The following is a 13,298-nucleotide window of genomic DNA, read 5'->3' as shown; positions in this document are numbered from 1 at the left end:
CGGACCGGCCCGCCCGCCCCTGCCAGAGCCCGCCCGGCCCAAGGCCGTCGGCGGACCTGGCGGACGACATTACAGGCTGTAGTACATGTCGAACTCGACCGGATGCGTGGTCATGCGCAGACGCTGGACCTCGCCTTCCTTCAGGGCCAGGTAGGCATCGATCATGTCGTTGCTGAACACGCCGCCGCGCGTCAGGAACTCGCGGTCCTTGTCCAGCGCCTCGAGCGCCTGGTCCAGCGACGCGCACACCGTCGGGATCTTGGCGTCTTCTTCCGGCGGCAGGTCGTACAGGTTCTTGTCGGCCGGGTCGCCCGGGTGGATCTTGTTCTGCACGCCGTCCAGGCCGGCCATCATCAGGGCCGAGAAAGCCAGGTACGGGTTGGCCAGGGGGTCCGGGAAGCGCGTCTCGACGCGGCGGGCCTTCGGATTGCCGACGTACGGGATGCGGATCGACGCCGAACGGTTGCGCGCCGAGTAGGCCAGCTTGACCGGGGCCTCGAAGTGCGGGACGAGGCGCTTGTACGAGTTGGTGCCGGGGTTGGTGATGGCGTTCAGCGCGCGGGCGTGCTTGATGATGCCGCCGATGTAGTACATGGCGAACTCGGACAGGCCGGCATAGCCGTTGCCGGCGAACAGGTTCTGGCCGTCCTTCCAGATGGACTGGTGCACGTGCATGCCGGAGCCGTTGTCGCCAACAACGGGTTTGGGCATGAAGGTGGCGGTCTTGCCGTAGGCATGCGCCACGTTGTGCACGACGTACTTCAGGATCTGGGTCCAGTCGGCGCGCTTGACCAGCGTGCTGAACTTGGTGCCGATCTCCAGCTGGCCCGGGCCCGCCACCTCGTGGTGGTGCACTTCCACCGGCACGCCCATTTGTTCCAGCAGCAGGCACATTTCGGAACGCATGTCCTGGAAGGAATCGACCGGCGGCACGGGGAAATAGCCACCCTTGACGGCCGGACGATGGCCCATGTTGCCACCTTCGAACTCCATCGCCGACGACCACGAGGCTTCTTCGGACTTGATCTTCACGAAGGTGCCGGACATGTCGGTGTTCCAGGTCACGCCGTCGAACACGAAAAACTCGGGTTCCGGGCCGAAGTAGGCGGTGTCGCCCAGGCCGGAGGACTTCAGGTAGGCTTCGGCGCGCTTGGCCAGCGAGCGCGGATCGCGATCGTAGCCCTTCAGGTCGGAAGGCTCGACCACGTCGCAGCTCAGGATCAGCGTGGGTTCTTCGCGGAACGGATCGAGGTTGGCCGTATCCAGGTCGGGGATGAGCAGCATGTCGGAAGCCTCGATGCCCTTCCAGCCCGGAATCGACGAACCGTCGAACGCCTGGCCGCTTTCCAGCTTGTCCTCGTCGACGGCGGTCGTCGGCACGGACACGTGGTGTTCGCGGCCGACCGTATCGGTGAAACGGAAGTCCACGAACTTGACTTCGTTGTCGGCGATCTGTTTCAGGATGTCTTTCGGGCTTGCCATGTCATCTCCATGTGATAAAAGCGCCGGGGGCTGCGCCCAGGTCCGGCTGGCATAAACAGACGGAAGCAATATGCGTGCCAAGTTCCAACACGGGGCATCGCCGCCCCATGCACGCCATGGAGGGGCATCAAGGCACCATAATAGTGCAAAACATGGCGCATCAAAGCACCATTATGGTGCAACACGGATTACAGGAACATTTCCTGCAGGTCGTTGAGGAACCGCCAGCCTAATGGGGTGGCGCGCAAGCGGGTGGGGTCGGGATCGAGCAGGCCGCGCGTGCTGGCAGCCTGCAGGGCGGGCGCAATGGCCGCCAGCGACAGCCCGGTGCGTTCGCTGAAGGAAGAAGCAGGCACGCCCTCTTTCAGGCGCAGCGCGTTCAACATGAACTCGAATGGCAACTCGCCTGGCCCCACGGCGCGCGTCTCGGCGATATGGCTGCCGTCGCGGGCCTGGGCCCGGGCCATCCATGATTCCGGATTGCGCAGGCGCGCCTCGCGCACGATGCGGTCGTGGAACGACAGCTTGCCGTGCGCGCCCGGCCCCAGCCCGAGGTAGTCGCCAAATTCCCAATAATTGAGATTGTGGCGGCAGCGCGCGCCCGTGCGGGCATACGCCGAGACCTCGTAGCGATGCAGCCCGGCCTCTTCGAGGCGCGCCTCGATCGCATCCTGCATGGCGGCGCTGGCGTCGTCGTCCGGCAGTTGCGGCGGGTACTTGGCGAAGACCGTGTTCGGCTCCAGCGTCAGGTGATACAGCGACAGGTGCTCGGTGCCATGCGACAGCGCCTGCCGCAGGTCGTCGAGGCAGCCGTCCATGTCCTGGCCCGGCAGGGCGAACATCAGGTCGAGGTTGACCCGCGCCACGGCGCGCTGCGCCATCTCGATGGCGGCGCGCGCCTGCGCCGCGTCGTGGATGCGGCCCAGCTTGGCAAGCTGCGCGTCGTCGAAACTCTGGATGCCCAGCGACAGCCGGTTGACGCCGCTGGCCGCGTAATCGCGAAACCGCCCCGCCTCGGCCGTGCCCGGGTTGGCCTCCATGGTGATTTCGGCGTCGGGCAGCAAGTTGAGACAGGCTCGCAGCATGGCCAGCAATTCGTCCAGCCCGGCGGCCGACAGCAGGCTGGGCGTGCCGCCGCCGATGAATACGGAAATCACCTGGCGGCCCCAGACCGACGGCAGCGCCTGCTCCAGGTCGGCGCGCAAGGCGTCCAGGTAGGCGCGCTCCGGCAGTTCGGCCGGCATTGCATGCGAATTGAAATCGCAATAGGGACACTTGCGCACGCACCAGGGCACGTGCACATAGACCGACAGCGGCGGCAGGCTGGTAAGCGCCGCACCGGCCGGCGTGACCACGCGGGCCCGGGACCCGGCGCCCGCCTGGTGGATGGGAATGGTTATCGCCACGATGAAAACGCCGTGCCGGGGATCAGGACTGGGCGAACTTGTCGAGCAACTGGCGCAGGGCGCGAGCACGATGGCTGGTCCGGTTTTTCTCGGCCGGCTCCAGTTCGGCGGCGGTGCGGCCCAGGTCGGGCAGCAGGAAGTGCGGGTCGTAGCCAAAGCCGTTTTCGCCGCGCGGCGCGTCGACGATCTCGCCCTGCCACAGGCCTTCGCCGATCAGCGGCTGCGGATCATCATGGGCGCGCACCAGCACCAGCAGCGCCACGTACCAGGCGCGCCGGTCGGCAACGCCCGCCAGCTTGCTGACCAGCAGCGCGTTGTTGGCGGAATCGCTGCGCGCCGCGGCCGGATTGCCGAGCTGCGCATAGCGGGCGGAATATACGCCCGGCGCGCCATCGAGCGCCGCCACGCACAGGCCGGAATCGTCGGCCAGTGCCGGCAGGCCGGTCAGCCGGCTGGCATGGCGCGCCTTGGCCAGCGCGTTCTCGACAAAGGTGACGTGCGGCTCCTCGGCCTCGGGCACCCCCAGTTCGCCTTGCGGCACCAGTTCGATGCCCAGCGGCGCGAACAAGGCGGAAAACTCGCGCAGCTTGCCGGGGTTGTTCGAGGCCAGCACGACCCGGCCCAGGGCGGTTTGAAGATTCGTCGATGTCATGCCGCCATTGTAGACGCGCGGGCGCCTCAGCCTGGCGTCGCGGCCAGCCGCAGGGGCGCGGCGGACGGACGCGGCGCCGCGCCGGCGGGCGGCTGCGCGCCGCTCGCCAACCGGAACACCGCCACGGCGTCCTGCAGCGCCGCCGCCTGGTCTTCCAGGGCGGCCGCCGCCGCGGCGGTCTGCTCCACCATGGCCGCGTTCTCCTGGGTGGCGCGCTCGAACCGGGCCACCGCGTCGTTCACCGACTCGATGCCCGCGGCCTGCCTGGCCGCGGCCTCGGTGATCCCGGATACCAGCCGGGTCACCCGGCCCGCCGAGGCAACCGCCTCGCGCACCGCGTCGCCCGCCGTCCCGGCCTGGCACACGCCATCGCTCACCCCCTGCGCCGCCGCCTGGATCAGGGCGCGGATCTCGTTGGCGGCCTGCGCGCTGCGTTGCGCCAGCAGGCGCACCTCGCCGGCCACCACCGCGAAGCCCCTGCCCTGCTCGCCGGCGTGAGCCGCCTCGACCGCGGCGTTCAACGCCAGGATGTTGGTACGGAACGCGATGCTGTCGACCACCTCGACGATGGCCTCGATGCGCCGCGTATCGGCGGCGATGTTCTCCATGGCGCCAATGACGGTTGCCATGGCCAGGCCGCCACGCTCGGCCAGGCGGGCGGCTTCGGCGGCCTCGCCGCGCGCCTGGTCGGCCTGATCGGCGGTGCGGCGCACCATGCCTGCCAGGGCCGCCATGTTGGCGGCCGTCTCCTGCAAGGCCCCGGCCTGGCCGGCGATGCGATCGGACGTCTGGCCGTTGCCGGCGGCGATCTCGCGCGCGCCGAGGTGGATTTCCTCGACCCCGCTCCGCACCGCCGCGACGGCCGCGGTCAGGCCCGCCTGCATGCGGCGCATCGCCGAATACAGCACGCCGATCTCGTTGGCGCCGCGCGCCGCGATGGCGGCGCTCAAGTCGCCGTCGGCGATGCGGTCGAAATGGGCGCCGGCCTGCACCAGCGGCCGCAGCAGCACCCGCCGGAATGCCAGTCCGAAACCGAGCCCCAGCGCCGCCACCAGGCCCGATAACACCACCGCCACCGCGACCGCCCGGTCGAGCGCGCGGCTGGAGCGCGCCACCGCCGCTTGTCCCTGGGCGCGCGCATACGCCTGGAATGCCTCGACGGCGTCCAGGTAGGCGGCGCTGCGCATCGGCAGCGCCTGGTCGACGATGCGATTGGCCTCGATGCCATTCCAGCCCTGTATCGCCTGCTGCAGCGGCAGCAGGGCCTCGCCGGCCAGCCCGGTGTAAGCCACCTGCACCGCCTCGAACAGCGCGGCGCCCCGCGCGCTGGTGTCGGGGTTGGCGCGCAGGCGCTCATGGCTGCCGGCGGCCTGCTCGAGCAGTGCCTGCGAACGGGCCAGCGCCTGGTCGCGCTGCTCTTGCAGGCCGCCTTCCATATAGGTCTTGGCGTCGGTCAGCCAGGCGCGCGCCTGGAACAGCCGGCTGCCCAGGTCGCTGAGGTCGCCGGCCCGCTCGATGTTGCCGCGGCCCAGCGCCTCGATGTCGGCACGATTGTCGCGCAGCAGCCCGATGCCGCCGGCGGCCGCGGCCACGAACAATGCCACGAAAACCGCCAGCATCGCCGACAGCGCCAGGTTCACACTCAGGTTTCTGCGCATACGCCCACATGGAGTTGCCGCCGCCCGGGTGGCGGGGTGCCGCGATTATGCGGGGCGAACTTGGCAGATTCTTGACATTCAGGGAGCGCCGTCCGCGCCGTTTTCGCGCTGGTCCGCGGGAATGTCGGCCACCAGCATGTCGACCAGTTCGCGCGCGAAAGCCGGCAGCGCGTCGAGGTCGCGCACGCAGATCTGCAGCTTGCGCAGTGCCCAGTCATCCACCAGCGGCACGATGGCGACCTGCAGCGCGCGGGCATAGCGCGCCGCCACGGACTCGGGGATGACGCCGATGCCCACGCCGGTCTCGATCATGCGGCACACGGCCTCGAAATTGCCGACCTCGACGCGGAACTTGAACGTGCGCCCCAGCGCGGCGGCCGCCTGCACCAGGAACGGATGGATGGCGCTCCATTCCGACAGGCCGACGTAGTCGTTGTTGAGCGTGTCGGCGAAGGCCACGGCCGATTCGCGGGCCAGCGGGTGGGCGGCGGCGGTCACCAGCACCAGCCGGTCCTTGCGGTAGGGAATGAACTGCAGGTTCTGGTCCGTGGTATGGCCGGCCACGATGCCGAGATCGGCTGACCCTTCGGCCACCGCCCGCACGATCAGGTAGCTGAGGCGTTCGCGCAGTTCGACGTTGACGTCCGGATGGGCCGCCAGGAAGCGCCCCAGCACCGCCGGCATGAATTCGGTCATGGCGGTGGTGTTGGCCAGCACCCGCACGTGGCCCTTCACGCCCCGGGCGAATTCCTGCATGTCGCCGCGCAGCTGCTCGACCTGGCGCATGACCGTGCGCGCGTGGCGGGTCAGCGCCTCGCCCGCCGGGGTCAGCGTCACTCCCTGGCTGGTGCGGTACAGCAATTGAGTGCCGAAATGCTCTTCCAGGTTCTTGATGCGCGTGCTGGCCGCCGGCAGCGACAGATGGGTTTTCTCCGCGGCGCGCGTCAGGCTGTGCCAGTCGCCTATGTGCACAATGAGCTGTAGATCGGTGAGATCGAAATGTCCCGCCATTGAGTCCTCTGGAACCTGTTCTTCGGCAATTGCTAAGCCGGTATTAAGCAATCATAAATTGGCAAGGCGCCCCGCCTTGGGGCAAAGTGCCGGATTATTTGCCAGCGTCATCATAGAGCCCCAGCCATGCCAGACTCCAATCATTCCTACCAGGACATCCGCGAAGCCGTGCGGGACCTGTGCGCCCAGTTCCCCGGCGAATACTTCCGCAAGGTCGACGAAGCGCGCGGCTACCCGGACGAATTCGTGCGCGCCCTGACCGAGGCCGGCTGGCTGGCCGCCCTGATCCCGCAGGAATACGGCGGCTCCGGCCTGGGGCTGACCGAGGCCTCGGTCATCATGGAGGAAATCAACCGCAGCGGCGGCAACTCCGGCGCCTGCCATGGCCAGATGTACAACATGGGCACCCTGCTGCGCCATGGCTCGGAAGCCCAGAAGCGTGAATACCTGCCGCGCATCGCCAGCGGCGAACTGCGCCTGCAGTCGATGGGCGTGACCGAGCCCACCACCGGCACGGACACCACCAAGATCAAGACCACCGCCGTGCGGCGCGGCGACCGCTACGTGATCAACGGGCAGAAGGTCTGGATCTCGCGCGTGCAGCATTCCGACCTGATGATCCTGCTGGCGCGCACCACGCCGCTCGACCAGGTGACCCGCAAGTCCGAGGGCATGTCGATCTTCCTGGTGGACCTGCACCACGCCGTCAAGCACGGCATGCAGGTGCGCCCCATTCCCAACATGGTCAACCACGAGACCAACGAGCTGTTCTTCGACAACCTCGAAATCCCGGCCGAGAACCTGATCGGCGAGGAAGGCAAGGGCTTCAAGTACATCCTCGACGGCCTGAATGCCGAGCGCACGCTGATCGCGGCCGAATGCATCGGCGACGGCTACTGGTTCGTCGACAAGGTCGCCGCCTACGCCAAGGAGCGCATCGTGTTCGGGCGCCCCATCGGCCAGAACCAGGGCGTGCAGTTCCCCATCGCGCGCGCCTATATCAACGTCGAGGCCGCCAGCCTGATGCGCTTCGAGGCCTGCCGCCTGTTCGACGCGCACCAGCCGTGCGGCGCGCAGGCCAACATGGCCAAGCTGTTGGCCGCCGATGCGTCCTGGGAAGCCGCCAACGCCTGCCTGCAGTTCCACGGCGGCTTCGGCTTCGCCAATGAATACGACGTCGAGCGCAAGTTCCGCGAAACCCGCCTGTACCAGGTGGCCCCCATCTCCACCAACCTCATTCTTTCGTACGTAGCCGAGCACATCCTGGGCCTGCCGCGTTCGTTCTGACCAGCCGCCATGACCGCACCCGCCTACCCCCATCCCAGCGCCACCCTGGCCGAATTCGCCGCCAGCCTGCGTTTCGAGGATATCCCCGCGCCGGTATTGCGGCGCGCCGAAGACTTGCTGCTCGACACCCTGGGCTCGATCCTGGCCGGCGCCAATGCCCGGCCGGTACAGGCCATCGAACGCTATGCCGCGGCCATGGGCCCGGCCCAGGGCGCCGCGCAGGTGCTGATCACGCGACGCCAGACCTCGCCGCTGTTCGCCGCCATGGTCAATGCCGCCGCGGCCCACGTGGTCGAGCAGGACGACGTGCACAACGGCTCGGTACTCCACCCGGCGGCGGTAGTGTTCCCGCCGGCCCTGGCCGTGGCCCAGGCGCGGGAGCGCTCGGGCAAGGACCTGCTGGTGGCCGCCGTGGCGGGCTACGAAGTAGGCATCCGCGTCGGCGAATACCTGGGCCGTTCGCACTACAAGATTTTCCATACCACCGGCACCGTCGGCACGCTCGCCGCCGCCGTCACGGTAGGCCGCCTGTTGCGGCTGGACGCCGCGCAGATGCTGCATGCGCTGGGCTCGGCCGGCACCCAGGCCGCCGGCCTGTGGGAATTCCTGCGCGACGCGGCGGATTCCAAGCAGCTGCACACCGCCAAGGCGGCCGCAGACGGCCTGACCGCGGCCTACCTGGCAGGCGAGGGGTTCACCGGCGCGCAGCGCATCCTGGAAGGCGCCCAGGGCATGGCAGCCGGCATGTCGCGCGATGCCGATCCCGCCCGCCTGGTCGACCGCCTGGGCGAGCGCTGGGCCCTGTCGGAAACCTCGTTCAAGTACCACGCCTCGTGCCGCCACACGCACCCGGCGGCCGATGCCCTGCAGCAGGCCATGCGCGAATACAAGCTGCGCGAAAGCGACCTGGCGGAGGTGACCGCGCACGTGCACCAGGGCGCCATCGACGTGCTCGGGCCGGTGGTCGACCCCAAGACGGTGCATCAATCGAAATTTTCCATGGGGACGGTGCTGGCCCTGATCGCCCGCAGCGGACGCGCCGGACTGGCCGAGTTCGATGCCGCCCTGGGCGATCCGGAAGTGGCCGGCCTGCGCGGCAAGTTCCGCATGGAACTCGATCCGGAGGTCGACGCCGCGTATCCCGAGCGCTGGATCGGCAAGGTGACCGTGCGCACCACCGACGGCCGGGTGCTGCATGCCCGCGTGGACGAGCCCAAGGGCGATCCGGGCAACACCCTCAGCCGGGCCGAGATCGAGGCCAAGGCGCTGCAGCTGGGCGTCTACGCGCAGGCCGCCAGCGAGGCCGAAGTGCGCGGCCTGATCGACACGGTCTGGAACCTGGAAAAGCTGCCGCGCGTGGGCGCGCTGCTGCCGGCCCGATAGCGGCGCGGCGCTCGCGCTTCCAGGTCTTTCCGGTGTCAGATACCCTTGGGTATCTGACACCTACCGCCATTACGCTCCTTCAGGTCTCCAGGTGTCAGACACCCGAGGGTGTCTGACACCTCCGTACCAGCCAAGGCAGCCGGCCCTCAGACCAGCGCCGCGCGCTGCGCCTGCACCAGTTGCCCGATGCCGCGCTCGGCCAGGGCCAGCATGGCGTCCAGTTCGGCGCGCGTGAACGTGGCGCCTTCGCCGGTCCCCTGCACCTCGACGAACGCGCCCGAGCCGGTCATGACCACGTTCACGTCGGCGTCGCAGGCCGAATCCTCCTGGTAGTCCAGGTCGAGCACCGGACGACCGGCCACCAGCCCCACCGACACCGCCGCCACCGCATCGCGGATCGGGTTGTCCGCCAAGTCCCCGCGCCGCATCAGCAAGGCCACGGCATCGGCGGCCGCGACCCAGGCCCCCGTAATGCTGGCGCAGCGCGTTCCGCCGTCGGCCTGCAGCACGTCGCAATCCAGGTGCAGGGTCCGCTCTCCCAGCGCGCGCAGGTCGAACACGGCCCGCAGGCTGCGGCCGATCAGGCGCTGGATTTCCTGGGTGCGGCCGCTCTGCTTGCCGCGCGCGGCCTCGCGGTCGCCGCGCGTGTGGGTGGCGCGCGGCAACATGCCGTACTCCGCCGTCACCCAGCCTTCGCCGCGCCCCTTCAGGAACGGCGGGACTTTGTCCAGCACGCTGGCGGTGCACAGCACATGCGTATCGCCGGCCTGCACCAGCACCGAACCCTCGGCATAGCGGGTGTAGCCGCGCTGCAGGCGGAACGGGCGCAGTTGATCGACGGCGCGGCCGGACGGATGCGCGGCGGCGGAAGCGGAAGATGAGGACACGGACGGGCTCCAGGTGAATTCGGATACACCGCCGCATTGTACGTGCCGTCAACGTGGCGCCCCGGGGCTTGAGGTATCCTGCCGGAAACAGCCATTTTTGCCCCCTGGGCCAGGGGGCGCATCTTTCATCAGGACACGCCCATGATCCGCAGCATGACCGCCTTCGGCAATGCCCGCGCCGACCTCGAGCAAGGCACCCTGGCGCTGGAACTGCGCAGCGTCAACAGCCGCTATCTCGACCTGTATTTCCGCCTGCCGGACGAACTGCGGCACGTCGAGACACCGCTGCGCGAGCTGCTCACCACCAGCCTGGGCCGCGGCAAGGTCGAGGTCCGCGCCTCGTACACCCGCGCCGCCGGGGCCGAACTCGCCAACCTGGACCCGGCCTGGCTGCAGCACTTGGCCGAACAACTGCAGGCGGCCCGCGCGGTGCTGCCCGACGTCGCGGCGCCGCGCCTGGCGGAACTGTTCAATTGGCCGGGCCAGCGCGGCAACGACACCCTGGATCCGCAAGCCTGGGGCGCGGCCTGCCTGCAGGCGGCCCGCCAGGCGCTGGCCCAGCTGCAGGAAGGCCGCGAGCGCGAGGGCCAGCGCCTGGCCGCGACCATGCTCGAATGCGCCGAGGGCGTAGCCCGCATCGTCGAGTCGGTCGAGGCCCACCTACCCCAGCTGCTGGCCGATCACCGCGAAAAACTCGCGACCAAATTGCGCGAATCGGTCGAGGCCGCCTTTCCGGGCGGATTCGCCCACATCTCCGGGCCCGAGCTGTCCGAGCGCCTGTCCCAGGAGGCCAACCTGTTCGCGCTGCGCATCGACGTGGCCGAAGAACTGGCGCGCCTGCGCTCGCACCTGGAAGAACTGCGCCACCTGCTGGGCGGCGGCGAGGCCGGCGGCAAGGCCAAGGACGCCAAGCGCGGCGGCGGCAGCGCCGGCAAGCGGCTCGATTTCCTGTTCCAGGAAATGAACCGCGAAGCCAATACATTGGGCTCCAAGGCCGGCAGCATGGAGGTCACCCGCGCCGCCATGGACCTGAAGCTGCTGATCGAGCAGATGCGCGAGCAGGCGCAGAATATCGAATAGCCGGGCAACGCGCCTTCGGCTTAGGACGGCCTGCGTGGAGTGCCGGCGCGCGGCGGCGGGACCGCGCGGCGCCGGCCGAAGCCGGGTTACGCCAGGTCGATCGTATCAGGCGAAGAGGGGTTGGGCGCCTGGGGCGTGCCCGGGATCCGGTCGGGGTCATACGGTGGACGGTCCGAACCCGGCTTGGGCTCGTCGGGCCGTGGTTCGCCCGGCCAGGCCGGGTCTTCCGGCGGCACGTCGGGCGGGCCGACGGGTTCGCGATGCGGAAAGGCAAGCATGGTGTTCTCCGTGCCAGACATGGGCAGCACCCGCAGCAAGGCGTATACCTGCCTCAGCGTCCGCCGCCGTGCTTGTGGCCGCCGGATCCGGCCCGCCCGCCGGGGATCGTGGAGCTGGCCGGCGCATCCGGACGATCCGGCTCGACCGTGCCCTGCCCGCGCGGCATCGGCGCGGGCTGCGACGCGCCACCCTGGCCCGGCTGGGGGCTGTCCTGGCCATTCGGGGTGGGATTGCGCTCGCCAGGGCTGGCGCTGGGCCGGTCAGGGTTCGAATCGGTCTGCCCGCGGGTCGTGGAGCTGCCGTCGGGCGCACGGCTGCTCTCGGGACGCGGGCTCGAGCCGGGCTGTTCCTGCGCGCGGCCTTCGTTTTGCACCGGCTGCGCCCACAGGACGGGCGCGGCCACGGCCGGCAGCGCGGCCAGCACCGCACAGCGGATCGAAACAAGCAGATAGCGGGACATGGCTGCCTCCATTCGGCATGAGTGCGCTGCCGCAGCAAGCGCCGTACCGCGCTACTCGCGGGCGCGCACCGCCTTGGCCAGCTGCCGGTAGCGTTCGGCGATCTCGTTGAGCTCCTCCTCGTCCAGGTCCTCGATATCGACGAGCTTTTCGCTGGCGCCCTTCAGCGCCATCAGCAGTTCGTCGAGCTTGACGTGCAGCGCGCGGCTGTCCTTGTTCTGATTCTGCTGGATCAGGAACACCATCAGGAAGGTGATGATGGTGGTGCCGGTGTTGACCACCAACTGCCACACTTCCGAAAAACCCGCCGACGGACCCGCGGCCGCCCACACCACGATGATGAGAACCGCGCAGCCGAACGCCACGGGTGAACCGGTGGCCCGGGCCACAGCGGTGGCGAAGCGGTCGAACATGCGGGTAATCGGCGACCCGCGATGTCCCTGCGCGCCCGGCCCGCTCTCGCGCCCGGGCCCCGGGCCCGGCCCCGGGTCGTGGCGCCGGCGCTGCCTGGCGTCGCGGGCATGACTGTGATCGCCGGTCTTGGTCTGGTGGCTCATGGCATTCTCCTATGTGACGATCGCCGACGCCGCGTCCGCGCGGCTACAGGCCGAGCGCGGACAGCATCAGGAAAGTGGCGAACAGGGCAAAATGGGTCATGCCCTCGATCGCATTGGTCTGGCCGTCGTTCAGGTTGATCGCCGTGACGACCAGCGTGACCAGCACCATCATGGTCTGCACGGGCGTCATGGCCATTTCGAAGGGCTGGCCCGTATACAGCGCCAGCGCCTCCATGACCGGCACCGTCAGGATGACGGTCGACAGCGACGCGCCCAGCGCGATGTTGACTACCGACTGCATGCGGTTGGCCAGCGCCGCCCGCAGGGCGGTAAGGATTTCCGGGCTGGCCGAGATCAGCGCCACCACGATGCCCGGCAGCACGGCCGGCACCGTCACGTGCTCGAGCGACACATTGAGCGTGGCCGCCATGACTTCGGACAGCGCCCCGATGAGCGCCACGCCGGCGACCAGCAGCGCCACCGAAAACCCGGTAGACCGTCCGCGGCCCGGCGGCGCGGCCGGGCGCCGGCGCTTCTCGGGATAGCTGTAGCTGAAGAAGTAGCTGTGCGGCCCGGTCTGCATGCGCAGGAACACCGCGTACAACATCACCATCACGAATATCGTGAAGCCGGAATAGAGGTGCCAGCTGCCGCGCGGGATGAATTCCGGCACGATCATGGAAATGGCCATGGCGGTCAGGATCATGACCGTATAGGTGCGGGCCGAATCGTCGTTGTAGGCTTGTTCGCCATGCTTGAATCCGCCCATCAAGGCCGCCAGCCCCAGGATGCCGTTGATGTCGAGCATGACCGCGGCGTAGATGGTGTCCCGCACCAGCGTGGGCGACGGCTCGTGCGAGATGACGATGCCCAGCACCACGACTTCGACCAGCACGGCCGACAGCGTCAGCACCATGGTGCCGTAGGGATCGCCCAGGCGATGGGCCAGTTGCTCGGCATGGAACGCGACCCGCTGCGATGCGCAGATGATCGCCATCACCAGCACGACGGTGGCAGTCACCGCGATATCGAGCCCGCTGCCGGTCAGCCGGCCGCCGGCGCCGTACGCGGCGACCGCAATCGCCAGCGCCAGCAGCAACAACGCTTCCTGCTTCAACACCGCTTGCATGCGCGCTCTCCCGGAAAGGACGAACCGCC

The 13,298-nt window shown here is 68.9% G+C and carries 13 protein-coding genes; 3 read left to right on the top strand and 10 right to left on the bottom strand.

All coding sequences use genetic code 11. The annotated features are described in order from the left end of the window. Positions 1–69 precede the first annotated feature (69 nt). From glnA to ACKTT0_RS19825, 5 genes are all read right to left on the bottom strand, one after another. Entirely contained in the window at positions 70–1,482 is a 1,413-nt protein-coding gene (gene glnA / locus ACKTT0_RS19845; protein WP_407851489.1) for a type I glutamate--ammonia ligase, read from the bottom strand. Positions 1,483–1,670: 188 nt separating this feature from the next. Beyond that, the gene (hemW, locus tag ACKTT0_RS19840; RefSeq protein WP_407851488.1) at positions 1,671–2,888 is read right to left on the bottom strand and encodes a radical SAM family heme chaperone HemW; all 1,218 of its coding nucleotides are present in this window, start codon (positions 2,886–2,888) and stop codon (positions 1,671–1,673) included. Between the two features lie 22 nt (positions 2,889–2,910). Then, positions 2,911–3,540 carry an RdgB/HAM1 family non-canonical purine NTP pyrophosphatase gene (gene rdgB / locus ACKTT0_RS19835; protein WP_407851487.1) on the bottom strand — a complete coding sequence of 210 codons (630 nt, stop codon included), beginning with the start codon at positions 3,538–3,540 and terminating at the stop codon, positions 2,911–2,913. 26 nt (positions 3,541–3,566) lie between these two features. Next, positions 3,567–5,198 carry a methyl-accepting chemotaxis protein gene (locus tag ACKTT0_RS19830; protein ID WP_407851486.1) on the bottom strand — a complete coding sequence of 544 codons (1,632 nt, stop codon included), beginning with the start codon at positions 5,196–5,198 and terminating at the stop codon, positions 3,567–3,569. Positions 5,199–5,276: 78 nt separating this feature from the next. Further along, positions 5,277–6,209, bottom strand: a complete 933-nt coding sequence (locus ACKTT0_RS19825) for a LysR family transcriptional regulator (protein ID WP_407851485.1) — start codon at positions 6,207–6,209, stop codon at positions 5,277–5,279. Between the two features lie 126 nt (positions 6,210–6,335). Between ACKTT0_RS19825 and ACKTT0_RS19820 the strand changes: the two genes are divergently transcribed. Continuing rightward, the gene (locus ACKTT0_RS19820) at positions 6,336–7,496 is read left to right on the top strand and encodes an acyl-CoA dehydrogenase family protein (RefSeq protein WP_028356236.1); all 1,161 of its coding nucleotides are present in this window, start codon (positions 6,336–6,338) and stop codon (positions 7,494–7,496) included. Between the two features lie 9 nt (positions 7,497–7,505). Next, positions 7,506–8,879, top strand: a complete 1,374-nt coding sequence (locus tag ACKTT0_RS19815; RefSeq protein WP_407851484.1) for an MmgE/PrpD family protein — start codon at positions 7,506–7,508, stop codon at positions 8,877–8,879. A 146-nt stretch (positions 8,880–9,025) separates the two neighbouring features. Here ACKTT0_RS19815 and rph read toward each other — a convergent pair whose 3' ends face one another. Beyond that, positions 9,026–9,766: a ribonuclease PH gene (gene rph / locus ACKTT0_RS19810; protein WP_407851483.1), complete on the bottom strand. Its 741-nt coding sequence runs from the start codon at positions 9,764–9,766 to the stop codon at positions 9,026–9,028. Between the two features lie 141 nt (positions 9,767–9,907). On the opposite strand from rph, the gene ACKTT0_RS19805 reads away from it, so the two are divergent. Continuing rightward, entirely contained in the window at positions 9,908–10,846 is a 939-nt protein-coding gene (locus tag ACKTT0_RS19805; protein ID WP_407851482.1) for a YicC/YloC family endoribonuclease, read from the top strand. Between the two features lie 86 nt (positions 10,847–10,932). On the opposite strand, the gene ACKTT0_RS19800 is transcribed toward ACKTT0_RS19805, so the two are convergent. From ACKTT0_RS19800 to ACKTT0_RS19785, 4 genes are read right to left on the bottom strand one after another with little or no spacing between them, the layout of a single operon-like run. After that, the gene (locus ACKTT0_RS19800; RefSeq protein WP_407851481.1) at positions 10,933–11,124 is read right to left on the bottom strand and encodes a hypothetical protein; all 192 of its coding nucleotides are present in this window, start codon (positions 11,122–11,124) and stop codon (positions 10,933–10,935) included. A 53-nt stretch (positions 11,125–11,177) separates the two neighbouring features. Next, positions 11,178–11,585, bottom strand: coding sequence for a hypothetical protein (locus ACKTT0_RS19795; protein ID WP_407851480.1), 408 nt, complete (start codon positions 11,583–11,585; stop codon positions 11,178–11,180). A gap of 51 nt (positions 11,586–11,636) precedes the next feature. Then, on the bottom strand, positions 11,637–12,140 hold the full coding sequence (locus ACKTT0_RS19790; RefSeq protein WP_407851479.1) for a low affinity iron permease family protein: 504 nt from the start codon (positions 12,138–12,140) through the stop codon (positions 11,637–11,639). Between the two features lie 43 nt (positions 12,141–12,183). Beyond that, a complete protein-coding gene (locus ACKTT0_RS19785) occupies positions 12,184–13,269 on the bottom strand; it encodes a calcium:cation antiporter (RefSeq protein ID WP_407851478.1) in 1,086 nt (361 codons plus the stop codon). Between the last annotated feature and the right edge of the window lie 29 nt (positions 13,270–13,298).

Source organism: Bordetella saccharivorans (genome assembly GCF_045862855.1).
Classification (GTDB): Bacteria; Pseudomonadota; Gammaproteobacteria; order Burkholderiales; family Burkholderiaceae_B; genus Bordetella_A; species Bordetella_A petrii_F.
This window is presented reverse-complemented; position numbering and strand designations above follow the sequence as displayed.